This window comes from Enterococcus sp. 5B3_DIV0040 (genome assembly GCF_002140755.1).
GTDB classification, from domain to species: Bacteria; Bacillota; Bacilli; order Lactobacillales; family Enterococcaceae; genus Enterococcus_D; species Enterococcus_D casseliflavus.
The window spans coordinates 1,676,378-1,700,190 of record NZ_NGLC01000001.1 but is presented as its reverse complement, the minus strand read 5'-3'; the positions used below and the strand labels follow the sequence as shown (position 1 = coordinate 1,700,190).

The following is a 23,813-nucleotide window of genomic DNA, read 5'->3' as shown; positions in this document are numbered from 1 at the left end:
TGAAAAGAAGCGTTTCTGGCTTCTTTTCACTTTTTCTTTTTCTTTCTTTTTATAACGTAGTTTATTTGAATTCTAATGCTTTCCCCATGAGGAAAAAACGTTTTTTCGATATACTAAAAAATAGGCAAAAATGATAATTTATGCAGAATGCTGCAAAGGGAAAGGGAGAGAAAAAGTGACAATTGGAAAAAAAGCAAAAAAGGGGAAAGAAAAGAAAGATTTAACTAAAATGAAAACGCCTCATACGTATGTCATCATCTTTGGGGTCGTATTGTTGGCGTGGTTGCTGACTTTCTTAGTTCCCGCTGGGAAATTCAGTACACAAGAAATCGAGTATACCGATGCAAATGGGGAAATAAGTACCAGAACGGTCTTGATGCAAGATTCGTTTCGTTATGCCTACCCGTTAGATAACGAATACGTCTATCAACAGTTGAATCAATTGGAAGACGATCCACAAGAGTTGGAAGAATTAGATGTCGATCCTGAGGCTTTAGCAGCTGTTCTAGCTGAAGGGCCTAAAGAGTTGTCCCAGAGTCAATTAGATGAGGTGGGACTGACCGATGACACGCTTTACAGTCTTTACGGCGAAAAAATGTATGATACTTCTGAAAAACTGCACAAAACAGCCAAGGTTTGGGGAACTGATGACTTTAACGGTTTCGGCTTCTTAAATTTTGTTTTTGAAGGATTGGTTTCTGGTGATAAATACGGCTCAGCAGTTGGGATCGCAGCACTGATCCTAGTGGTCGGTGGTGCGTTTGGTATTATCATGCAAACCGGAGCGATTGATGCGGGGATCTTTGCATTTATCAGCAAAACTCGTGGATTAGAACGCTTGGCATTGCCGCTGTTGTTCTTTGCTTTTTCATTTGGGGGCGCTACCTTTGGGATGGCAGAAGAAGTCATTCCGTTTTCGATGGTCATGGTGCCTTTCGTGATCGCATTGGGGTATGATTCGATCGTGGCGGTCACCGTCACCTATGTCGCCTCTCAGATTGGAAATGCCACCTCGTGGATGAGTCCATTTAGTGTGGCAGTAGCTCAAGGGATCGCAGGTATTCCCGTTCTTTCAGGCGCAACGTTCCGAATCATCATGTGGGTCGTGGTTACCGCACTATCCGCAGGGTACCTAATGATCTATGCCGAAAGAATTCGCAAGAATCCTGAGAAATCGCTAACGTATCAATCGGATGCGTATTTTAGAAATCATCTTGAAAAAACCTCCAGTGAGCAAAAACCATTTTTATTAGGTCATAAATTGATCTTGGTTGAAATGCTGGTGGTTTTGATCTGGATCGTATGGGGTGTGACGCAGAAAGGCTACTATATTCCCGAGATTGCTTCTCAATTCTTTGTTATGGGCTTAGGGGCAGGAATCATAGCGGTTCTTTTCAAATTAGAAAATATGGGCTTGAATGATGTGGCGAGTGCCTTTCAATCTGGTGCCTCAGAATTGGCAGGAACTGCAATCGTTGTAGGGATGGCCAAAGGGATTCTTCTGGTTCTCGGCGGTTCTGATGCCAACGTGCCGTCAGCCTTGAATACGATTTTGCACAGCATCGGTGGTTTGTTAAGCAATGTTCCAGCATTTATTGGGGCATGGTTCATGTACATTTTCCAAAGCTTCTTCAATTTGATCGTGACCTCCAATTCAGGTCAGGCTGCATTGACCATGCCGATCATGGCGCCATTAGCTGATCTTTTAGGTGTTTCAAGACAGATCGCTGTATTGGCTTATCAATTAGGCTCAGGCTTCATGGATGCCTTCACTCCAGTATCGGCAAGTCTGATCGGTGTGCTAGGTGTCGCAAGAATCGAATGGGTGAAATGGGCGAAATTCCAGATCAAAATGCAAGGGTTCTTATTTGTATTAGGAACGATCTTCATCTTTATTGCAGTCGCGATCGGCTTGCAATAAGAAGCAATCAGACACGAGGAGGAAGCACTCATGAAGGTGATACGACAAGCGGAGGTTTATGCGCCTGACTATTTAGGAAAAAAAGATATTCTTTTAAGCGAAGACAAGATCATTGCTATTGAAGATTCGATCGAAGGAGGATTCTCAGGGGTTCCTCTTGAAGAAATCGATGGCACAGGGTTACTTGCTGTTCCCGGCTTTATTGACTGCCACTTTCATATCTTAGGAGGTGGCGGGGAAGGCGGCTTTCAGAACCGGACACCAGAAGTGAAATTGTCTCAGCTGACCTCAGCGGGGGTAACGACAGTGGTTGGGTGTTTGGGTACTGACGGAGTAGGCAGAGATATGACTGCCTTGATCAGTAAGGCCCGTGGACTAGAGGCAGAAGGCATCACGACGTACTTGTATGACGGTTCTTATCGATTGCCATTGACTCCGGTCACCGATTCTATCATTCAAGATTTTTTGACTATTGACAAAATCATTGGTATCGGTGAAATTGCCGTTTCTGACCATCGTTCTTCACAACCGAGTTTCGAAGAATTTACCCGCGCGGTGGCGGATGCCCGTGTTGGTGGGATGCTTTCTGGAAAAGCAGGCATCGTAAACGTCCACTTAGGTGGAGGAAAGAGAAAATATGAGCTACTTTTACGAACCATCGAAGAAACAGAGATTCCAATCAGCCAATTTTTACCGACACATGCCAATCGGACCAGCGAGCTTTTCGAAGCAAGTATTGCTTTTGCAAAAATGGGTGGAACGATTGATTTTACGGCGAGTGAGGATCCTGATTTCTGGGAAAAAGAAGACGATGAGGTTCGCTTCAGTAAAGGATTGAAGCGTTTGTTAGCAGAAGGGATCGGGCTGGATCAATTTACCATGACCTCTGATGGGCAAGGTAGCCTCCCGTACTTTGATGAAAACAATCAATTCATAGGTCTGGGTGTCGGTAGTTCGCGAGCCTTGATGGTAGGCATTAAAGAAGCAGTCCAAAAAGAGCAGATTCCATTGGAGATCGCCATTCGAGCAATCACTTCTAATCCAGCGAAAGTATTGAAGCTTGATCAAAAGGGACGTCTTGCAGCAGGGATGGATGCTGATATTTGTTTGCTGAACAAAGAAACATTAACAGTAGAAACGGTTCTAGCGAAAGGCAGAACGATGGTAGAAAAACAAGAAGTAAAAGTGTGGGGTACCTTTGAGCAACTAACATAAGAAGATTCTAGCTTTGACAAACTAAGAAATGGTTGTTTTTCTAAACAGAGTTGTAGAAGAAAATAAGCAGCCCGATCCATGACCAGTATTTACTGGACTTGATCGGACTGCTTTTTTCAATTAAACGCAAGCATTCTTAAGCTTGCAGCTCATCCAATTTCTTCATGTCTTCTTCAGAAATTTCAAAGTCAACTTTAGCATTGTCAGCAATGTATTCTTCATGAACGGATTTTGGCAATGGCAGAATGTCTTTTTGTAGCAAGTAACGAATTGAAAGTTGTGGAATAGATTTTCCATAAGCTTCCGCAATCGTCTTCACTGCATCGTTATCGAGTAAACGACCAGTGGCGATTGGAGAATAGCCTTCCACTAAAATTTCGTGGTCTTTACAAAATGCCAATAACTCTTCATTTGTACGTCCAATATGGTAAACAAACTGGTTGACCATCGGTTTCACATCGCAATGATCAAAAATATTCTGTAAATCTTTTTGATCGAAGTTGGAAACACCAATTGATTTTACTTTCCCACTTAAGTAGGCTTCTTCTAGTGCTTTCCAAACATCGATGTTTTCAAGATGAAAATCTTTGTTTTCTGGATTGTTTCCCATGATTTTCCAAGGACGAGGAGCGTGGATCAAAATCAAATCGATATACCCTAAGTCAAGTTTTTTTAGAGAAGCATCAATGCTATCAACCGCTTCTTGATAGGTCTTCAACTCAGCAGGTACTTTCGTGGTAACAAAAATTTCTTCGCGGGCAACGCCTGAATCGCGCACAGCTTTCCCAACCGCTTCTTCGTTTTTGTAAGCTGCCGCTGTATCGACATGTCGATAACCGTTTTGAATGGCAAATTTTGTGGCGTTGTAAGCATCTTCTGGAGAAGATTGCCAGGTTCCAAGGCCAATCTTAGGAATCGTCAGTTTGTTCTGCAAGGTAAATGTTTCTTGTAATATCACGTATCTCAACCTACTTTCATCGCTTTTTTTTGTTACATCTTCCATTATAAAACGTTTTCTTGTTTGAAACAAATCAGACGCTGAAACTTTTTCGGTAAATTGACTTTCAAAAGGATCTTTGATACATTATCAGCAACCTAAACGCAGAAAGATGTGGAAAAAATGGATTTTGTAAAAGAAGATTTTGCCTATTATCGGCGCTCTTTTGAATTGATGTATCGCAGTTATTTCCGTAGAAGAATGATTGCCCTAGGTGTGGCGATTTTGATTATCTTAGGTTATTTATTTTTGTTACAAGAAAGTTTGCTTTTAAATATCATCTTGCTAGGTATTTTGCTAGGGATGATGGCGTGGCTGGTTTCACTTTCTCAGAAAGCGAGTGAGGTCGTACGTGCTTTTGAAGAAGAAAATCAGGTGCCGCAAATTCATCAACTGACAGAATTCGAGGATCATTATGCGTTCCCAATGAACGATGGAACAACGATGCGCGTGAAGAAAAACGGCAATCGCAACTTCCCTTCCAATAATAAGCAGTACACGTTGATGGCAGGCTATAAAAAAGTTTTCTTTGTGCAACAACCCTTGATGATTTTTTACTATGACCTCTTGGAAATGAAGTATGATGAAGCGTATCGTTTGAAACGAAATCGCCAAAACGGGTTCAATCGTTGGTCGCGTTATTTCAGCTTTCGCTCCTTTAAGGGATCGATCGGCAATGTTTTTCAATTCTTGCTGGGAAATATTTTCTTCTTATTTATTGCGTATCGGTTGATCCGCTATCTGATCGATATTTTGCTGCACATTCTATAACGGTCGCCAAGGGGATGATTCTCATCGTTTTCATAGACTGGTGAAAAAGATGATAGGACTTAATTTTTTAAAAAAGGTATACTTAAGTCAGATAAGACAAGCAATTGTCTTTCAAGAATAAGAGTCCTGCTCTTGTTAAGTAAGCCGTCAGCAACAGCTTATCTATTGTGGCGCTAACAGTTTGGGGGAAGTGTTAGTTCTTGTAACAAACAGATTTTTTTCTGGGTGGGATAAGAACAAAAGCGGTATTTTACCGTACTTAATAAGAGTAGTGCTCTTAATTTTTGCTATGACTATTTGAAGACATCACTTCTTGGAAGTGGTGTTTTTTCTTGCCCAAAATAGTCCAAGTGATAGGAGAATTCTAAGAACTATGCTACAATGAGTGCCGATGCTCTCAGCGATGGGAGTAAAAAGAAGATAGAGGAGAATCACTTAGGAATGCCTGAAGGTCAAACAATAAACGATCCATCTACAAAAAGCGCGCAAAATATTTCTGCGTATATACATATACCATTCTGTGAACATATCTGCTATTACTGTGACTTCAACAAAGTGTTTTTAGAAGGGCAGCCAGTGGATGAGTACATCGAAGCGTTACTAAAAGAAATTGAGCTGACCCTCTTGCGTCAGCCTATCAATGAGGCGGAAACAATTTATATCGGCGGCGGGACGCCAACGTCGCTTTCGGCGAACCAGCTGGATCGATTGCTTTCAGGTGTGCATGAATTGCTGCCGACCCACACAACCAAAGAGTTTACCGTGGAAGCAAATCCTGGTGATTTGAGTGAAGAAAAAATGCTGGTTTTGAAAAATCATCAAGTCAATCGCTTGTCGATGGGGGTCCAAACCTTTGATAATCGCTTGCTTAAAAAAATTGGCCGCAAGCATACCGCTGAAGATGTTTATTCAACCATTCAGCTGCTGGAAAAACATGATTTTCAGAATGTGACGATCGATTTGATTTATGCACTTCCGGGACAAAGCATAGAAAGCTTCCGTGATACACTGACGCGAGCGATTGATCTCGGGTTGCCTCACTATGCGATGTATTCCTTGATTTTAGAAAACAAAACCATGTTTATGAACTGGGTTCGCCAAGGGAGAATGGCGCTGCCTTCTCAAGAAGCTGAAACGCAGATGTTTGATGAGGCGATCGCTGCGATGACAAAAGCTGGCTTGAATCAATATGAAATCAGTAATTTTGCACGACCAGGGTATGAGTCCTTGCATAATCTAGTGTATTGGAACAATGAACATTATTTTGGCTTTGGGGCAGGCGCCAGCGGGTATCTTGGACAGACCCGCTACAAGAATAAAGGTCCAATCCAGCATTATTTGAAACCATTACAGGAAAATCAATTGCCAATCCATGAAACCGAAGAATTGACAACCAGTAATCAAATGGAAGAGGAACTGTTTTTAGGCCTTCGTAAAAAGGCTGGCATTTCAAAAATACGCTTTGCAGAAAAATTCGGGAAGTCTTTTCAGGAAATCTATGGTTCAACTAGCGAACAGTTGATTCAAAAAGGCTGGTTGGCTAGTCAAGGTGATCGTGTCTTTTTAACGAAAGCTGGGATGTTCATTGGCAACGAAGTGTTTGAAGCATTTCTCTTGGATGGAGAAAAATAAGAAAGAACAAGGAAGAGAAGTAGCCATTTCGCGCTGCTTCTTTTTTTGATTTCTTTTTTTAGCACTCTCTTAGAAAGAGTGCTAAAAAAGTGATGCAAATACTTGACATTCCTAGCAAATATGGTATATTTATAATCGTGTTAGCACTTAATAGGAATGAGTGCTAACGGAGGAGTGGATAAAATGTTGACACCTAGACAACAAATGATTTTACACCTCATCATCCAAAACTATACGAATACTGGTCAGCCCACGGGCTCGAAGCGATTGATGGAAGATGGGGTTGAAGCTAGCTCTGCCACCATTCGTAATGAGATGAAGGCGCTGGAAGAAGCTGGACTTCTGCTAAAAACACATTCATCTTCAGGGCGTGTGCCATCAATAAAAGGGTATCGCTATTACGTTGATCACTTATTGAAGCCATCTGAAGTTGACCAAAACGAAATTCAAACCATTCGTCATTCTTTTGGAAAAGATTTTCATGAAATCAATGAAATCATCCAGCAGTCTGCCACGATCTTGTCCAACTTGACTAGCTATACAGCGTTGTCTCTCGGACCAGATATGAAGGAAAGGAAATTGACGGGCTTTCGAATCGTCCCTTTGAATGCACGACAGATCATCGCGATCATCGTGACGGATAAAGGAAATGTCGAAAATCAAGTCTTTACTCTTCCTGAATCGATGAGCAGCGAAGATTTGGAAAAAATGGTAAGGATCATCAACGACAAATTGATCGGTGAACCTCTAATGACGGTCTACCATCGATTAAGAACCGAGATTCCTATGATTCTGCATAAGTATTTTCAAACGACTGACGGAATCGTTGATCTCTTTGATACGATGCTGAGCCATATTTTTGAAGAAAAAATCTTCGTCGGCGGGCGAATGAATCTTCTGGATTTTGAACCGACGCAAGATGTTAGTCAGTTCAAATCGATGTATTCATTTATGAAAAACGCAGATCAGCTGACACAGCTGCTGGCGCCAAGAGATTCTGCGATTCAAATCAGAATCGGCTCTGAGCTTGGCAACGACTTGTTACAAAATATGAGTTTGATCCAAGCCAGCTATGAAATCGAAGGTCATGGACAAGGAACGATCGCTTTATTAGGTCCATCAAGTATGCCGTATTCACGGATGTTTGGATTGATGGAAGTTTTTCGAGGCGAGTTAGCAAAAAAATTGGCCGATTATTATCGCGCATTAGACGCTGCCAATGAATAAGCGGCAATGAAACAAATCGTAGAAGGGATGGTTGAAACGTGACGGAAAAAGAAGAGCGTTTAGATGAAGAATTAGATAAAACTGCTGAAGAAACCGCAGAAACAACTGAATCTTCAAATGAATCAACTGAAACTGAAGCACAGACTCCTCAACCAGAGGAAGAAGCAGTGGAAAAAAGCGAATTGGAACTTTTGCAAGAAAAGAATAACGAATTGGAAGATCAATTCCTGCGTGCTCGTGCAGAGATCGCAAATATCACTTCACGTAACCGCAACGAGCGGGAACTTTTACAAAAATACCGCTCGCAAGATCTTGGCAAAAAACTGTTGCCAGCAATCGACAATTTGGAACGAGCGATGGCAGCAGATGTCGATCAAGACCAAGCTGCGAATTTGAAAAAAGGCGTTGAAATGGTTCTTGAAAGTCTGCGTCAAGCCTTAAAAGAAGAGGGAATCGAAGAGATTCCTGCTGAAGGTGCAATGTTCGATCCGAACTTGCATCAAGCGGTGCAGACTGTACCTGCCTCTGATGAAACACCGGCAGACACAATCGTTACTGTCTTGCAAAAAGGGTATAAATTGCATGATCGTGTCTTGCGTGCAAGCATGGTCATCGTTGCACAATAGTTCTTTCTATCTATAAGTAGATGTTTAAATTAAAAAAGGGAGTGTATTACTTATGAGTAAAATTATCGGTATCGACTTAGGAACAACAAACTCAGCTGTTGCTGTCCTTGAAGGCGGCGAAGCAAAAATCATTACGAATCCAGAAGGAAACCGTACCACACCTTCTGTTGTCTCATTCAAAAACGGTGAGATCCAAGTAGGGGAAGTTGCAAAACGCCAAGCAGTAACAAACCCGAATACGATTTCTTCTATTAAACGCCATATGGGTGAAGCTGGATACAAAGTAGAAGTTGAAGGCAAATCCTATACACCACAAGAAGTTTCCGCAATGGTTCTTCAATACATCAAAGGATTTGCTGAAGACTATTTAGGTGAAAAAGTTGAAAAAGCAGTCATTACTGTTCCTGCATACTTCAACGATGCACAACGTCAAGCAACCAAAGATGCTGGTAAAATTGCCGGTCTTGAAGTAGAACGGATCGTCAACGAACCAACTGCTGCAGCTTTAGCTTATGGGTTAGACAAAACAGATAAAGATGAAAAAATCCTAGTCTTTGACTTAGGTGGCGGTACTTTCGACGTATCGATCCTTGAATTAGGGGATGGCGTCTTTGACGTATTATCAACTGCTGGGGACAACAACCTAGGTGGGGATGACTTTGATAACAAAATCATCGATCACATGGTAGCAGAATTCAAAAAAGAAAACGGCATTGATCTTGGAAAAGACAAAATGGCCTTGCAACGTTTGAAAGATGCTGCTGAAAAAGCGAAAAAAGACTTGTCAGGTGTAACAAGTACTCAAATCAGCTTGCCATTTATCACAGCTGGTGATGCTGGACCATTGCACTTGGAAATGACCTTGACTCGTGCGAAATTCGATGAATTGACCGCAGACCTAGTCGAACGGACAAAAATTCCAGTACGCCAAGCTTTGAAAGATGCTGGCTTATCACAATCAGAAATCGATGAAGTCATCTTAGTTGGTGGTTCAACACGTATTCCAGCAGTAGTTGATGCTGTTCGTAAAGAAACCAATAAAGAACCAAACAAATCAGTAAACCCAGATGAAGTGGTAGCGATGGGTGCTGCGATCCAAGGTGGCGTGATCACAGGTGATGTGAAAGATGTCGTCTTACTAGACGTTACACCATTATCATTAGGTATCGAAACAATGGGTGCCGTCTTCACAAAACTGATCGATCGTAACACAACGATCCCTACAAGTAAATCACAAGTCTTCTCAACTGCAGCAGACAATCAACCAGCCGTTGATATCCATGTCTTGCAAGGAGAACGCCCAATGGCAGCTGACAACAAAACATTAGGTAGATTCCAATTGACGGATATTCCACCAGCACCTCGTGGCATTCCTCAAATCGAAGTAACATTTGATATCGATAAAAATGGGATCGTCAATGTTTCTGCAAAAGATTTAGGTACACAAAAAGAACAAAAAATCACGATCAAATCATCTTCAGGTTTATCAGATGAAGAAATCGAACGCATGGTAAAAGATGCTGAAGCAAACGCTGAAGCCGACAAACAACGCAAAGAAGAAGTTGATCTACGCAATGACGTCGATGCTTTGTTGTTCACTGTTGATAAAACATTGAAAGAGCTTGAAGGCAAAGTGGATGCAGACGAAGTCAAAAAAGCGGAAGAAGCTCGTGATGAGTTGAAAGCTGCACTTGAAGCAAACAACTTAGAAGAAATGAAAACGAAACGTGATGCTTTGAATGAAATCGTACAAAACTTAACTGTTAAATTATACGAACAAGCAGCACAACAACAAGCACAAGAAAATCCAGAAGCTGCACAAGGCGGCGCAGACGATGTGGTTGACGCCGACTTTGAAGAAGTAGACGGTGACGATAAATAATCGCTGTTTGTGAAAAAGCCAAAGTCACCGCTTTGGCTTTTTCTTATGAATTTGCGAAACGTATTTTTCTAGAGCGAATTATATGCTAAAATACGAGAGACGCAAGAATATAGTGGAGGGAAGCCAATGGCAGACAAAAGAGATTATTATGAGGTCTTAGGTCTACAAAAAGGGGCTTCGGATGACGAAATCAAAAAAGCTTATCGTAAGCTTTCAAAACAATATCATCCAGACATCAATAAAGAACCTGATGCAGAAGCAAAGTTTAAAGAGATTTCTGAGGCCTATGAAATATTAAGTGATTCCCAAAAAAGAGCTGCTTATGACCAGTATGGTCATGCTGGTACCGATCCGAACTACGGAGGCGGTTATGGCGGTGGATTCGGCGGCTTTAACAGTGGCGGATTCTCCGGTGGCGGTTTTGGTGGATTTGAAGACATTTTCGAATCGTTTTTCGGTGGTGGAGGCGGCAGAGCAGCCAATCCTAATGCACCTCGACAAGGAGCGGACTTGCAATATGCGGTTGATCTTTCCTTTGAAGAAGCGATTTTCGGAGTGGAAAAAACTGTTCAATACAATCGTGAAGAAACCTGTCATACCTGCGGTGGGAACGGGGCAAAACCAGGTACTTCACCAGAAACCTGTCATAAATGTCATGGTGCAGGTACCATCAATGTTGAACGTCAAACACCGCTTGGTCGTGTGATGAGCCGTCAAACCTGTGATGTTTGTCATGGAACTGGGAAAGAAATCAAAGAACCATGTACAACATGTCATGGTACTGGCCATGAAAAGAAAAAACACAGTGTGAAAGTCAACGTACCTGCAGGTGTCGAAGATGGACAACAAATGCGCTTGTCTGGTCAAGGAGAAGCTGGCACCAATGGTGGTCCTTATGGTGATCTGTACGTTGTTTTCCGAGTGGAAGAAAGTGATATTTTTGACCGTGATGGGTCGGAAATTTATTACGAACTGCCGTTAAACTTTGTCCAAGCTGCTTTAGGCGACGAAGTCAATGTACCAACGGTTCATGGGAATGTGAAATTAAAAATTCCAGCTGGTACGCAAACAGGCACAAACTTCCGCTTACGCGGTAAGGGAGCCCCTCGCTTACGGGGAGGCGGCAATGGCGATCAACAGGTCAAAGTGAAGCTGATCACACCTAAAAACTTAAATGAGGAACAAAAAGAGGCATTGCGGGCTTATGCAAAAGCCAGTGGCCATGAAACGAACGAACAACAACCAGAAGGATTTTTTGATAAAATGAAAGATGCTTTTGGTGGGAAAAAGAAATAACCATGAAAAAATCCAACTCATGCCCTTATAAAACCATCCGTTTTATAAGGGCATGAGTGTTTGTATGGCTATAAATGTGCAGTATGGGCAAGAATCGAATCTTCTTGGCCATCTTTTTTTCTTTTCCTTTGAAATCGCTTGCTTAGTGTGTCACAATAAAAGTAGACCAATTAAAGGAGGAGATACAATGGAAAGAATATTTGCGAGTCCGTCACGATACGTTCAAGGAAAAGGGGTCTTGAAGCATGGGTTATCCCATATCAAAGATTTAGGAAAGAAAGTGCTTCTTTTGACCGATGAAACTGTTTGGAAAATTGCCGGTGAAGAACTATTTGAGAATCTGAAAGCAGCCGAGTTAGAACCGGTAAAAGAAATTTTTGGTGGAGAAGCTTCTGCAAATGAAATCGATCGTATCGTCTCTAAAGCTAAAAGTGAATCAATCGAAGTGATTGCCGCATTAGGTGGTGGGAAAGCCATCGATACTGGGAAAGCTGTTGCGGATGAATTGAAAATACCGATTGCTGTTTTGCCAACGATTGCCTCCACTGATGCACCAACTTCGGCACTTTCTGTTATTTATACTGATGAAGGTCGTTTTGAAAAGTATCGTTTTTATAACAAAAATCCTGAACTTGTCTTAGTGGATACCGCTGTGATTGCCAAAGCGCCTGCCAAATTGCTAGCCGCTGGTATTGCGGATGCACTCGCAACCTATGTCGAGGCACGTGCTGTTGCTCGAAGCCATAGTAAAAATATGGTCGGCGGGGTGCAACCAATTGCCAGCATGGCGATCGCTGAAAAATGCGAAGAGATCCTTTTTGAGAATGCCTTAAAAGCCTATCAAGCGAATAAAAAACAAGTCGTTACCGAAGCTTTTGAACAAATCGTGGAAGCCAACACTTTGCTTAGTGGATTAGGCTTTGAAAGTGCAGGTCTGGCAGCAGCTCATGCGATTCATAATGGCTTGACAGCCCTTGAAGGAGACGTTCATGATCTGACCCATGGTGAGAAGGTTGCTTACGGAACACTCACTCAATTGATGCTGGAAAATGCAGATCCTGAAGAGCTCGACCAATATATAGAATTGTATCAGGCATTAGAATTACCGACGACATTATCCGACATGCATCTTGCGGAAGCCAGCGATGCAGACCTATTAAAAATTGGCGAGCAAGCAACCATCGAAGGGGAAACGATCCACAATATGCCATTTCCGGTTTCTGCAGAAGATGTTGCAGCAGCGATCAAAGCCGTGGATGCCTATGTGAGTGCTTACTATCCTCTATGATGTTATTTTATTAAAGATCATCAATGTGTGCTCGGTGATTTCAAAAAACGTTTGACAATAAAAAAGAGTCGTGCTATTTTGATAACAAGCAAATTAAAGGAGGGAACAAGACATGACAAACGTCAACACACAAACTACCTGTTGTTGTTGTATGGTGCAAAAAGCAGCATACCGATTTGTCATGCCTATTATTAGTTCCTTTGTCGCAGAAGATCGCTGAAGTTTCTTCAGTGATTCACTTCTATCCGGATAAGACGACATTTTTTTGGGGTACTGATGTAATAGTCAGTACCCCTTTTTGTTTGCTGTTTTTTACCGCTTTCATTGGCGACGGCTGATGATTGCAAATGAAAATGAGTACATGAAGCATACGAGTTGTGCCAAACAAAGTTGAGCGAGGAGTCGAGCGATGATCGTTAATAATATAAAAGCATTGATTGGGCACACCCCATTCTTTGAATTTGATGCCGCAGCATTTGGCGGCAAAAAGGGAAGTACCATCTATGCGAAACTTGAGTATTTAAATCCTGGTGGAAGTATCAAGGACCGCTTAGGAAAGTATTTGATCGATGAAGCGTTTCGCGAGCATATGATCGATCATGAGACAACCGTTATCGAACCGACAGCGGGAAATACTGGAATTGGTTTAGCTTTAGCTGGAATCGAGTATGGCTTAAAAATGATTTTTGTCATTCCTGAAAAATTTAGCCTTGAAAAGCAGCAACTGATTGAAGCGTTGGGCGGGACCATCGTTCATACGCCCACTGAAGCAGGCATTCAAGGGGCGATTGAAAAAGCAAAGGAAATAGCAAAACAGCTACCAAATAGTTATATGCCAATGCAATTTCACAATCAAAACAATCCTGCAGCCTACCAAGCAACCTTAGGCCCAGAGATCTTTCAGGAGTTATCTGGAAAAATTGACAGCTTTGTTGCTGGAGCTGGCAGCGGGGGGACCTTCGCGGGTGTCGCAACATACTTAAAGAAGCAAAAATCAAGCACTCGACTTGCTGTCGTTGAACCAGAAGGATCGATATTAAATGGCGGGCCTGCCCATGGACATGAGATTGAAGGGATCGGTGTTGAGTTCATTCCACAATTTTTTGACGATTTGCTTATTGATCAAATTTATACGATCAGTGATGCGGAAGGCTTTGCTTTTACTCGTTACTTGGCAAGAAACTATGGTTTGCTTGTTGGAAGTTCAAGTGGAGCGGCGATGGCAGCAGCAGTAAAAGAAAGCCTCGAATTACCAACTGGAAGCTCGATCGTTACCGTCTTTCCAGATGGAGGCGATCGCTATCTATCAAAACAGATTTATGCGGGTGAATCAGCAATCACCCCATTCATAGGAGGAGTAAACCATGCATTTTAATACAAAAGTAATCCACGGCGGTATCAGCGAAGACGAAATGACTGGTGCGGTTAGTGTGCCAATTTACCAAACATCAACCTATCGGCAAAATGCTCTTGGTCAGCCAAAGCAATATGAATACAGTCGTTCAGGCAATCCAACTCGATTTGCCTTAGAAGAATTGATTGCGGATCTGGAAGAAGGCGCCCAAGGGTTTGCTTTTGCCTCTGGATTAGCAGCCACCCATGCGGTCTTCTCGCTGTTTCAGACTGGAGATCATGTCATTTTAGGGGATGATGTATATGGCGGGACGTTTCGTTTGCTCCATCAAGTATTAGAAAAAAGCGGATTGTCTTATACACTTGTCAAAACAAATGAGCTAGCTGCCGTTGAAGCAGCCATCCTTCCAGAAACCAAAGCGATCTTTCTGGAAACGCCGACTAATCCATTATTGAAGATCACGGACATCGCAATCGTTGCCCAACTAGCTAAAAAACAGGACATTTTGACGATCGTGGATAATACCTTTGCGACCCCTTACTTTCAAAAGCCGCTACAATTAGGCGCAGATATTGTGATTCACAGTGCTACCAAGTATCTCGGTGGACACAGTGATGTAGTAGCTGGGTTAGCGGTTGCCAAAGAGCCAAAAATCGCCGAAAGAATTGCTTTTTTACAAAACGCCATTGGTGGTGTATTGGGGCCTCATGATAGCTGGTTGATTCAACGAAGCATCAAAACTCTTGCTTTGCGGATGGAAGCACATCAAAACAACGCGATGAAAATTGCTCACTACTTACAAGCACATCCAGCTGTCGCAAACGTGTATTATCCAGGATTGATTGCCCATGAAGGACATGAGATCGCCAAATCACAGATGTCTGGGTATAGCGGTATGATATCTTTTGAACTAAACGATGAATCGAAAACAGCAGAATTTGTTGAATCATTAAAGATTTTTACTTTAGCAGAAAGCTTAGGTGGCGTGGAAAGCTTGGTAGAAGTGCCAGCCGTGATGACCCATGCCTCGATCCCTAAAGAAATTCGTGAGCAATCTGGGATCAAAGATGGCTTGATTCGGTTGTCTCTCGGCATCGAAGACGGTGAGGATCTGCAGGCAGATTTAGAACAAGCGTTTGAAAAGGCAGGTAGCTAGTGATGGGGAGAGAGTTTATTCCAATTTTTTCTGACTGGGCAGCTGAGTACGATGAAACAGTTGCAGGTAAGGATGAAGAATATCGAGCGGTTTTTTTCAAATATGAACAGTTACTCGCTGAAATAGCTGAAAAAGCAGGGCAGTCTGTGGTAGAATTTGGTAGTGGAACTGGAAATCTAACACAAGCTCTGCTTGATCAAGGAAAAAACGTGCTGGCAATCGAGCCATCGCCAGAGATGCGGCGAATCGCCAAGTCAAAACCCAGTCTTTCTAAAGTGACTTTTGTAGATGGTGATATGGAGGTTTTTCCTGAGATCACGGATGTGATTGATACGATCGTTTCTACCTATGTTTTTCATCATCTTACGGAGGACGAAAAACAACGGGCAATCGGCAAATATGCTGCGATGCTGCCCAAAGGCGGGAAAGTGCTTTTCGGGGATACGATGTTTCTTTCTCTAGCCCACAAAATGGAACGAATCGATGAAGCACGGCAAGCTGGTTACCAGCGACTAGCCGCTGATCTGCAAAGAGAGTACTATCCAGTCACAGCGGATATCGAACGGTACTTTCGTCAGCATGGGTTTACCAGTCGTTTTAAGCAGATCAATGAGTATGTTTGGCTTGTGGAAGCACTAAAAGAGTAGGAGAGAAGTACAATGAAAATGAATGTTGAAAGCTTTAATTTGGATCATACGAAAGTCAAAGCACCTTATGTACGGGTTGCCGATAAAAAACAAGGAACGAATGATACCATCATCAAATATGATGTCCGTTTGAAGCAGCCGAACCAAGCGCATATGGATATGGCAAGTCTGCACTCGCTAGAACATTTGACGGCAGAATTGATTCGTAATCATGCGGATTATATCGTGGACTGGTCGCCAATGGGCTGCCAAACCGGCTTTTATTTGACTGTCTTGAATCATGACGATTATGAAGAGATTTTGACCGTCCTAGAAAAAACCATGAAGGACGTTTTGCAAGCAACTGAAGTACCTGCCAGCAATGAAGTGCAATGCGGTTGGGCGGCGAACCATACCTTAGAGGGTGCGCAAAAATTAGCGCAAGAATTTCTTGATGAACGTGACAATTGGTCGACCGTTTTTGCCTAAATAAAAATAGAAGTAGAAAAAAGGTGCCTGCGTTTGGATTCGCAGACGCCTTTTTTGTTAAACCCGCAAAGTGACGGGGATTCACTATTTTTTTGTTTATGGTTCTACTGCTTGGACGGTGATGCCGACTCCGTTTGGATTATAGGTATGACTAATGTAAAACTCAAATCCTTTATGAACAAAGAAAAGTCTCCGAATGGCGCTAACGTCTCTGATGTGAGCATCTAAACCATACTGTTCGATCAATGTCTCTTTGATCTCCTCAATATCATCCTCTTTCCCGAATTGTGAGAAATCAATACCGAAAAATTCTGGGACATCAACCAATGTGATTCTAGATAAATGTTCATTTCCCGCGTTATCCGAGTCAAAATCAAAGCTGATTTTGGACAGTTTGTCCCTTGAACCTAAAGGAACTCTTTTTGTCTCGAGAGCGCTGCTGTCAGCCATCGTTGATAACAAATCAATGGCTGAAGCAGGCAAACGAGTGGTTACTTTTCTTACTTCATCAACCATTGCTCCTTGATCGGGAGAAAAAACTTTTCTAGTCTCTTCCGTGACGATCACATTTTCGCGGCGCCGCTTTCGGTTAATGGCACTGCGCTCTTGATTTACCCGATCACTACGTTTGATGAGAGCGAGGCCAAGATCGCTGATAGATTCAGGGGAAGGTCTTTCTTCCAGTAAAGCAGTTAAGTAATCGATCTCTAAAAACTGCTCGTAGGCTGCTGCTGGCTGATTTTCGCTGTAGAAGAGGACAGCTCCGAGTAAAAAACAACTAATGCCCAAACAAAGAAAAAGACTTCTTCTGCGATGCTCCCGGATTTTTTTCATAGGACGATTCAGTTTCATTTTATCCTTCAACTCCTAAGTTTTTTAGACGACTCATGATAATAGAGGTGTTTGAATTTCATGACGCATTTTGCCAATCTTAGTTACGAGAGGTCGCTTAATGGATTACTCAATTTCTGATTCAGAAAACTGATCATGCCAGGTAACGCCAGTAACGGTTCGATTGGAAAGGGTAACGATGATCGCTTCGCCCTCTTGATTGATCCAGGCATTGGATTCCACGCCTAGAATCGCTAGTCGCCAAGAAGGCAGTCCACCCATGATCTCTAATACTTGATCGCAGGACATTCCTTCTTGCAATTGGTGGAGCAAATCTTTGGTGACGGTTCTATTCCAACGTCGTGGCAATCCAATCTGCAATTGCTCGCAATAGGAGAAGTGAGAGGTGGATTCTTCGGTACTTACTGACTGTTGATCAAGGCTGTCAGAAGAGCTGCTTATGTCAATTGTAGTAGACGTTGTTTGCTTTTCAGTAGAGGAAGAGCTGCTAACTTCCGAATCCATTGACAATGATTGAGAAGTCACCGCTGTTTCTAATGAAGAACTGCTTTGTCGCGTTTCATCCAGGAGTTCGTCAATCAGGGTACAGCCTGTGAGTGATAAGGAAAGGAAAATCAGTAAGGGAAAGAAATAGATGGTTTTCATACGATGTATGCCTCCAAAGTAATTTTCTGCATTTTCTTTTATTGTTATTTTAAGGTTGGTTTTTTATAAGAAGGGTTCTAACCGATGTTTAAACAAAAGAATCAATGTATTTATACAGCTTATGCAGTTATGGAGGGAGTGTTCTTTAATAAGTGTAACATGCCACTCCTGATCTGACTACTCGATTTCAAATTGCATTTCATAGTTTTAATAAAATTTAGTCTCAATTCCTGATGATTATGAAATTCACGTGATATACTATAGTCAACTACAAGATAAAAAAATACGGCTTCAGTGGCAAAGGGCATTTGACGCAAACAGATCGTTGGGAATGTTTTCGAGCATTTGAATGTGGCATTGTTTTAATAGGAAAGAGAGGAAGAGGGAATGAAGATCTTAAGGGATTGGCAAGCAAAACATCAAGCGAAAAAAGAAGCAAAAAAACAGGCATTACGGTTAAAAAATGCCAAGCTTCGTGCAGCGGGGAAAGAGCCGTTGAAGGGCTGGGGGAAAATGGTTGATACTGGCATCGGTGGGGCGAACAAAGCAAACCCCATCGATACAAAAGTGTTTTTGGGGGAAAATCAAAAGCGGATCGCAGATGAAACGAAACGGAACAAGCAATAAAGAAAACCTCTGCAACAGTTCCTTCGTCGGACTGTTGCAGAGGCTTTTTTAAATATTCAATACTTTGTCTAAGAAGTCTTTGGTACGCTCATGCTTAGGATTGGTAAAGATTTGCTCAGGGGTACCGTCTTCCAAGAAGTTCCCGCCGTCAATAAACATCACACGGTTTGCTACTTCTTTGGCAAAACCCATCTCGTGAGTTACGATCACCATGGTCATTCCTTGTTTTGCCAAATCCTTCATAACATTGAGTACATCGCCAACCATTTCTGGATCGAGTGCGGAGGTTGGTTCATCGAACAACATCACATCGGGATTCATTGCTAAAGCTCTAGCGATCGCCACCCGTTGTTTTTGTCCTCCAGACAGATTGTCAGGGTACATGTCTTTTTTATCTGCCAAACCGACCGTTTCTAATAAACGAATTGCGTTCTTTTCCGCTTCTTGCCGAGAAGCATTTTTTAGATCCATCGGTGCTAAAATGATATTTTCTAAAACCGACAAGTGAGGGAAGAGATTGAAATGCTGAAACACCATGCCGATATGTTGACGAACAGCATTGATATTGGTGTTTTTATCCATCAGATGTGCGCCGTCAACGATAATATCACCGCTGGTTGGTTCTTCTAAGCGGTTCAAACAGCGTAAGAACGTCGATTTCCCGGATCCTGAAGGACCGATCACACAAACGACTTCTCCTTCAGCGATTGAAACATTGATATTGTTCAATACGGTATTGTCGCCGTATTTTTTTACAAGGTTTTCAACTAAGATTTTTTCTTTCATGCTATTTCACCTTCTTTTCTAAAACTTTTGCAAGTTTCGTTAAAGCTGTGATCACGACTAAGTAAATAATCGCGATGATCAAGTAAACATAGGTACTTTGCGTAGTCCGAGCAACGATGATTTTCCCAGTTTGCAATAATTCTACGACTCCGATAACCGAGATGATCGTTGTATCTTTCAACGAGATAACGAATTGGTTAACGAAAGATGGAATCATGATTTTGATCGCTTGCGGTAAAATAATTTTCTGCATTGTCCGAGTGTAGGTCATCCCCAAACTACGAGAGGCTTCCATCTGACCTTTTGGCACCGCATTGATCCCGCCACGGACGATCTCAGCGATATAGGCACTGGCATTTAAAGTCAATGTAATGACCCCGGCTGCAAAGTCGGGAATCGTGATACCAATGGCATCGGAAAGGCCGAAGAAGATGAAGAAAGCCAATACCATCATAGGAATACCACGAATGATATCAACATAGATCCCTGCAAAAACCCGCAATGCTTTGATTGGAGCAACACTAAATAGTCCAAAAATGATGCCGATCACTAATGCTAAGGCAAAAGAAATCAATGCTAGTAAAAGGGTATTCCATAAACCTTTTAATAAGACGTTATAGTTGTTGCTGATCAAACCAGTGATCGTTGATTCATCCACTCGTTTTTCTGTGGCAGAGCCATCTTCAATGTATTTATTGATGATTTGATCGTACTCGCCAGTCCGTTTCATTTCTTTCAATGCTTCATTGAACATTTGGATCAGTTCAGGATTTTGGCCTTTTTTCACCGCAAAACCGTACTGACCACCAGATTCTTTTTCAATCGGTGTCACTAGTTTTTGACCTTGGCTGATGGCATAACCGATCACTGGATAATCATCCATCATGGCATCGATTTGTCCGCCGTTAACAGCCGCATATAATTGATCGGCCGCATCATAATATTTGATCGAATAGCCATATTTTTCTTCGTTGGCGATCAAGAAGTCTGCACTTTCTGTTCCCACTTTCGCACCAACGGTTTTTCCATCTAAATCTTCATAGGAATTAATGGAATCATTGCCTTCTTTTACAGCGATCTGAATGCCGCTTTCAAAGTAAGAGTCAGAGAAGTCATAGGATTGACGACGCTCATCAGTGATCGTCATCCCAGCGATCATCCCATCTGCTTGGTTACCATCCAAGGCTTGCAAAGCTCCTGAAAAACCGATGAAATTGAATTCAATGTTGAACCCTTGCAATTCTGCGGCCCGGTTCATTAAATCAACATCGATCCCTACATACTCATTGTCTTCATTTTGGAATTCAAAGGGAGCGAAGGCGGAGTCACTGGCAATTCGGTAAACATCTTTCTTTGGTTCGACTTTCACCATTTCACTGGTGTCTGCATCTGAATCAGACGTTGTGATGTAAGTATTGACGATTTCGTCGTATTTGCCAGAAGCTTTCATGTTGGCTAAACCAGCATTGAATTTTTCAAGTAGTTCTTGATTTTGGCCTTTTCTGACAGCGAATCCGTAAGAAGCACCTTTTTCAGGTTCGCCGACAAGTTTCATCGGTTCGCCGTTGTTGATGGCATAGCCAAGCACTGGATAATCATCAAAAGCGGCTGCCACAGTAACATTGCGTACAGCGCCATACAACCCAGTAGCGTCATCATAAAGTTTGATGTCGTAGCCATACTGATCTTTATTTTCTTCTAAAAAGCGGGCACTTTCGGTACCAACCTTTGCACCGACCGTTTCGCCCTCAAGATCTTCGTAGCTAGTAATGCTGTCATTGTCAGCAGCTACCGCCATTTGAATCCCACTATCAAAATAAGGATCTGAGAAATCAAACGTTTCTTTACGTTCATCAGTGATGCTCATCCCAGCAATCATGCCATCTAACTGATTTGATTGCACGCCTTGAATGGAGGCGTCAAAACCTAAAGGACGTAAATCAACTGCAAAACCTTGATCTTCAGCGATCGCGTTTAATAAATCTATATCGATCCCAACGTATTCATTATTTTCATTTTGGAATTCGAAAGGAGCAAATGTTAAATCTGTTCCTATCTTATACGTAGTTTCCTCCGCACTTGCTGACTTTACTGATAGCGTAAAAATGCTGATAATCAGCGCGATTAAAGCGAAGGACATGTGTTTTCTTTTCAAGAAAATTCCCCCTTTAGATATAACGTATTTATAGATTATATGGATTTTTTCTTCAACACACAAGTCTTTCTCTTTAAAAATATGACAAAATTGCTTAAACCTCACATCAGATGTTAGAAAATCAAACATGTTAAGTTATGCTTAATCGCATGAAACTTTCATAGCAAATGATGGCGAAAGTATGTTCGCTATGATATACTTATTTATGGAAAAGCGGCAGCGAGTTTTTCTTTTTTTGTTGTCGTTTAGAATAATCGAGGGGGAATGAAGATGATCGAAAGAACAACTTCCCATGAATTTGACTTAGTATCAAAATATCAACCAGCTGGGGATCAACCAGAAGCGATCCATCAATTGGTTGACGGGGTGGTCGGTGGAAAAAAAGCACAGATTTTGTTGGGAGCCACTGGGACCGGTAAGACTTATACGATTTCTAATCTAATTAAGGAAGTCAATAAACCGACATTGATCATTGCCCATAATAAAACACTGGCTGGACAATTATATGGCGAGTTCAAGGACTTTTTCCCAAATAATGCGGTCGAGTACTTTGTCAGTTACTATGATTACTATCAACCAGAAGCGTATGTTCCTTCCAGTGATACATACATCGAAAAAGACTCCAGTGTCAACGATGAAATCGATAAGCTGCGTCACTCGGCCACAAGTTCTTTATTAGAGAGAAACGATGTGATCGTTGTAGCTTCTGTCTCTTGTATTTTCGGTTTAGGTTCGCCGATCGAGTATGCCAGACAGGTTGTTTCTTTACGAGTAGGGATGGAAAAGTCTCGCGATCAACTATTAAAAGAATTGATCGAGATCCAATTTGAACGAAACGACATCGATTTTCAACGGGGGCGTTTTCGCGTACGTGGCGATGTTGTGGAGATTTTCCCAGCTTCTCGTGATGAGCGAGCGTTACGCATTGAGTTTTTTGGCGATGAAATCGATCGGATTCGTGAAGTCGATGCCTTGACGGGCGAGATCATGAGTGACACCGAACATGTGTCGATCTTTCCGGCAACTCACTTTGTGACCAATGAAGACCATATGGAACATGCGATCGCTTCGATACAAAGTGAACTCGATGAACGACTGAAAGTTTTGCGAGCAGAAAATAAGCTGCTGGAAGCACAGCGTTTAGAGCAGCGAACCAACTATGATATTGAAATGATGCGAGAAATGGGGTATACCTCAGGAATCGAAAACTACTCTCGCCACATGGATGGACGAAAAGAAGGCGAACCGCCTTATACGTTATTAGATTTCTTTCCTGATGACTTTCTGATCGTTATTGATGAATCCCACGTGACCATGCCGCAAGTTCGTGGGATGTATAATGGTGACCGTGCTAGAAAACAAATGTTAGTGGATTATGGCTTCCGTTTGCCTTCTGCACTGGATAACCGTCCGTTACGCTTGGAAGAATTTGAGAAGCATGTCAATCAAATCGTCTATGTTTCAGCAACACCTGGACCATATGAATACGATCAAACCGATACCGTCATTCAACAAATCATTCGTCCGACTGGTCTGTTAGATCCGGTGATCGAAGTACGACCGATCATGGGTCAAATTGACGACCTAGTAGGAGAAATCAATGAGCGAGTCGAGCGAAATGAACGGGTCTTTGTCACGACCTTGACGAAAAAAATGTCTGAAGATTTGACGGATTACTTTAAAGAATTAGGGATCAAAGTCAAATACTTGCACAGTGACATCAAAACATTGGAACGAACAGAGATCATTCGCGACCTGCGTCTCGGTGAATTTGATGTACTGGTCGGAATCAACTTACTGCGAGAAGGGTTAGACGTCCCAGAAGTTTCCCTGGTTGCGATCCTTGATGCCGATAAGGAAGGCTTCTTGCGCAGCGAGCGTTCATTAGTCCAAACCATCGGACGAGCAGCTCGTAACTCAGAAGGAAAAGTAATCATGTACGCCGATAAAATGACCGATTCGATGCAGCGAGCGATCGACGAAACAGCGCGACGCCGAAGTATTCAAGAAGCCTATAACGAAGAACATGGAATCGTACCGAAAACCATCATCAAAGAGATTCGCGATCTGATCGCAATCACGAAAGTGGCGGAAGAAACTGGCGAATACACCACGACTTCTTATGAAGAGCTGAGTCGTGAAGAAAAAGCAACCTTGTTGTTGAAATTAGAAAAAGAAATGAAAGATGCTGCGAAAGCACTGGATTTTGAAACGGCTGCTACCTTGAGAGATACTATTCTTGAGCTAAAAGCTGCTGATTAGAAGGAG

General features: G+C 42.2%; 20 protein-coding genes. 15 read left to right on the top strand and 5 right to left on the bottom strand.

What is annotated here, in order from left to right; translation table 11 throughout:
* Positions 1-229: 229 nt before the first annotated feature.
* The gene (yfcC, locus tag A5883_RS08010; RefSeq protein WP_176323998.1) at positions 230-1,921 is read left to right on the top strand and encodes a putative basic amino acid antiporter YfcC; all 1,692 of its coding nucleotides are present in this window, start codon (positions 230-232) and stop codon (positions 1,919-1,921) included.
* Between the two features lie 30 nt (positions 1,922-1,951).
* Positions 1,952-3,136: a beta-aspartyl-peptidase gene (gene iadA / locus A5883_RS08005; protein ID WP_086338286.1), complete on the top strand. Its 1,185-nt coding sequence runs from the start codon at positions 1,952-1,954 to the stop codon at positions 3,134-3,136.
* Between the two features lie 136 nt (positions 3,137-3,272).
* Here iadA and A5883_RS08000 read toward each other — a convergent pair whose 3' ends face one another.
* On the bottom strand, positions 3,273-4,139 hold the full coding sequence (locus tag A5883_RS08000; RefSeq protein WP_086338285.1) for an aldo/keto reductase: 867 nt from the start codon (positions 4,137-4,139) through the stop codon (positions 3,273-3,275).
* A 117-nt stretch (positions 4,140-4,256) separates the two neighbouring features.
* On the opposite strand from A5883_RS08000, the gene A5883_RS07995 reads away from it, so the two are divergent.
* From A5883_RS07995 to A5883_RS07945, 11 genes are all read left to right on the top strand, one after another.
* A complete protein-coding gene (locus tag A5883_RS07995) occupies positions 4,257-4,904 on the top strand; it encodes a hypothetical protein (RefSeq protein ID WP_015509594.1) in 648 nt (215 codons plus the stop codon).
* Positions 4,905-5,345: 441 nt separating this feature from the next.
* Positions 5,346-6,536 carry a radical SAM family heme chaperone HemW gene (gene hemW / locus A5883_RS07990; protein ID WP_086338284.1) on the top strand — a complete coding sequence of 397 codons (1,191 nt, stop codon included), beginning with the start codon at positions 5,346-5,348 and terminating at the stop codon, positions 6,534-6,536.
* A gap of 183 nt (positions 6,537-6,719) precedes the next feature.
* Positions 6,720-7,763 carry a heat-inducible transcriptional repressor HrcA gene (gene hrcA, locus A5883_RS07985; RefSeq protein WP_005225934.1) on the top strand — a complete coding sequence of 348 codons (1,044 nt, stop codon included), beginning with the start codon at positions 6,720-6,722 and terminating at the stop codon, positions 7,761-7,763.
* 38 nt (positions 7,764-7,801) lie between these two features.
* Complete coding sequence (gene grpE / locus A5883_RS07980) at positions 7,802-8,389, top strand: nucleotide exchange factor GrpE (protein WP_005225935.1); 588 nt, start codon at positions 7,802-7,804, stop codon at positions 8,387-8,389.
* Positions 8,390-8,441: 52 nt separating this feature from the next.
* Positions 8,442-10,271 (top strand): molecular chaperone DnaK, encoded by a 1,830-nt coding sequence (dnaK, locus tag A5883_RS07975; RefSeq protein ID WP_005225936.1) that lies wholly within the window; start codon positions 8,442-8,444, stop codon positions 10,269-10,271.
* Between the two features lie 126 nt (positions 10,272-10,397).
* Entirely contained in the window at positions 10,398-11,567 is a 1,170-nt protein-coding gene (gene dnaJ, locus A5883_RS07970) for a molecular chaperone DnaJ (protein WP_005225937.1), read from the top strand.
* A gap of 187 nt (positions 11,568-11,754) precedes the next feature.
* Entirely contained in the window at positions 11,755-12,855 is a 1,101-nt protein-coding gene (locus A5883_RS07965; protein WP_034857973.1) for a glycerol dehydrogenase, read from the top strand.
* Positions 12,856-13,264: 409 nt separating this feature from the next.
* The gene (locus tag A5883_RS07960; protein WP_086338283.1) at positions 13,265-14,230 is read left to right on the top strand and encodes a PLP-dependent cysteine synthase family protein; all 966 of its coding nucleotides are present in this window, start codon (positions 13,265-13,267) and stop codon (positions 14,228-14,230) included.
* Positions 14,220-15,365: a cystathionine gamma-synthase gene (locus tag A5883_RS07955; RefSeq protein WP_074934015.1), complete on the top strand. Its 1,146-nt coding sequence runs from the start codon at positions 14,220-14,222 to the stop codon at positions 15,363-15,365. Before A5883_RS07960 ends, A5883_RS07955 begins: the two co-directional genes overlap by 11 nt.
* Before the next feature lie 2 nt (positions 15,366-15,367).
* Entirely contained in the window at positions 15,368-16,012 is a 645-nt protein-coding gene (locus A5883_RS07950) for a class I SAM-dependent methyltransferase (protein WP_086338282.1), read from the top strand.
* Positions 16,013-16,024: 12 nt separating this feature from the next.
* The gene (locus A5883_RS07945) at positions 16,025-16,480 is read left to right on the top strand and encodes an S-ribosylhomocysteine lyase (RefSeq protein WP_008382180.1); all 456 of its coding nucleotides are present in this window, start codon (positions 16,025-16,027) and stop codon (positions 16,478-16,480) included.
* 96 nt (positions 16,481-16,576) lie between these two features.
* Here A5883_RS07945 and A5883_RS07940 read toward each other — a convergent pair whose 3' ends face one another.
* On the bottom strand, positions 16,577-17,332 hold the full coding sequence (locus A5883_RS07940; RefSeq protein WP_086338281.1) for a Tat pathway signal sequence domain protein: 756 nt from the start codon (positions 17,330-17,332) through the stop codon (positions 16,577-16,579).
* Between the two features lie 105 nt (positions 17,333-17,437).
* Entirely contained in the window at positions 17,438-17,977 is a 540-nt protein-coding gene (locus tag A5883_RS07935; protein WP_086338280.1) for a hypothetical protein, read from the bottom strand.
* 387 nt (positions 17,978-18,364) lie between these two features.
* On the opposite strand from A5883_RS07935, the gene A5883_RS07930 reads away from it, so the two are divergent.
* Positions 18,365-18,604 (top strand): hypothetical protein, encoded by a 240-nt coding sequence (locus A5883_RS07930; protein ID WP_074934010.1) that lies wholly within the window; start codon positions 18,365-18,367, stop codon positions 18,602-18,604.
* A gap of 48 nt (positions 18,605-18,652) precedes the next feature.
* Here the strand turns inward: A5883_RS07930 and A5883_RS07925 are convergent, their stop codons facing one another.
* Both A5883_RS07925 and A5883_RS07920 read right to left on the bottom strand, forming a co-directional pair.
* Positions 18,653-19,390, bottom strand: a complete 738-nt coding sequence (locus A5883_RS07925) for an amino acid ABC transporter ATP-binding protein (RefSeq protein WP_005225946.1) — start codon at positions 19,388-19,390, stop codon at positions 18,653-18,655.
* Position 19,391: 1 nt separating this feature from the next.
* On the bottom strand, positions 19,392-21,545 hold the full coding sequence (locus A5883_RS07920) for an amino acid ABC transporter substrate-binding protein/permease (protein ID WP_086338279.1): 2,154 nt from the start codon (positions 21,543-21,545) through the stop codon (positions 19,392-19,394).
* A 270-nt stretch (positions 21,546-21,815) separates the two neighbouring features.
* Here A5883_RS07920 and uvrB point away from each other — a divergent pair, with 270 nt between their 5' ends.
* Entirely contained in the window at positions 21,816-23,807 is a 1,992-nt protein-coding gene (uvrB, locus tag A5883_RS07915; protein WP_010748162.1) for an excinuclease ABC subunit UvrB, read from the top strand.
* The last annotated feature ends 6 nt before the right edge of the window (positions 23,808-23,813 follow it).

Excerpts from the sequence above, each read along its gene's own strand:
- yfcC (WP_176323998.1), top strand. The coding sequence starts at position 230 with ATGAAAACGCCTCATACGTATGTCATCATCTTTGGGGTCGTATTGTTG.
- iadA (WP_086338286.1), top strand. The coding sequence starts at position 1,952 with ATGAAGGTGATACGACAAGCGGAGGTTTATGCGCCTGACTATTTAGGA.
- A5883_RS08000 (WP_086338285.1), bottom strand. The coding sequence starts at position 4,139 with ATGGAAGATGTAACAAAAAAAAGCGATGAAAGTAGGTTGAGATACGTG.
- A5883_RS07995 (WP_015509594.1), top strand. The coding sequence starts at position 4,257 with ATGGATTTTGTAAAAGAAGATTTTGCCTATTATCGGCGCTCTTTTGAA.
- hemW (WP_086338284.1), top strand. The coding sequence starts at position 5,346 with ATGCCTGAAGGTCAAACAATAAACGATCCATCTACAAAAAGCGCGCAA.
- hrcA (WP_005225934.1), top strand. The coding sequence starts at position 6,720 with ATGTTGACACCTAGACAACAAATGATTTTACACCTCATCATCCAAAAC.
- dnaK (WP_005225936.1), top strand. The coding sequence starts at position 8,442 with ATGAGTAAAATTATCGGTATCGACTTAGGAACAACAAACTCAGCTGTT.
- dnaJ (WP_005225937.1), top strand. The coding sequence starts at position 10,398 with ATGGCAGACAAAAGAGATTATTATGAGGTCTTAGGTCTACAAAAAGGG.
- A5883_RS07965 (WP_034857973.1), top strand. The coding sequence starts at position 11,755 with ATGGAAAGAATATTTGCGAGTCCGTCACGATACGTTCAAGGAAAAGGG.
- A5883_RS07960 (WP_086338283.1), top strand. The coding sequence starts at position 13,265 with ATGATCGTTAATAATATAAAAGCATTGATTGGGCACACCCCATTCTTT.
- A5883_RS07955 (WP_074934015.1), top strand. The coding sequence starts at position 14,220 with ATGCATTTTAATACAAAAGTAATCCACGGCGGTATCAGCGAAGACGAA.
- A5883_RS07950 (WP_086338282.1), top strand. The coding sequence starts at position 15,368 with ATGGGGAGAGAGTTTATTCCAATTTTTTCTGACTGGGCAGCTGAGTAC.
- A5883_RS07945 (WP_008382180.1), top strand. The coding sequence starts at position 16,025 with ATGAAAATGAATGTTGAAAGCTTTAATTTGGATCATACGAAAGTCAAA.
- A5883_RS07940 (WP_086338281.1), bottom strand. The coding sequence starts at position 17,332 with ATGAAACTGAATCGTCCTATGAAAAAAATCCGGGAGCATCGCAGAAGA.
- A5883_RS07935 (WP_086338280.1), bottom strand. The coding sequence starts at position 17,977 with ATGAAAACCATCTATTTCTTTCCCTTACTGATTTTCCTTTCCTTATCA.
- A5883_RS07930 (WP_074934010.1), top strand. The coding sequence starts at position 18,365 with ATGAAGATCTTAAGGGATTGGCAAGCAAAACATCAAGCGAAAAAAGAA.
- A5883_RS07925 (WP_005225946.1), bottom strand. The coding sequence starts at position 19,390 with ATGAAAGAAAAAATCTTAGTTGAAAACCTTGTAAAAAAATACGGCGAC.
- uvrB (WP_010748162.1), top strand. The coding sequence starts at position 21,816 with ATGATCGAAAGAACAACTTCCCATGAATTTGACTTAGTATCAAAATAT.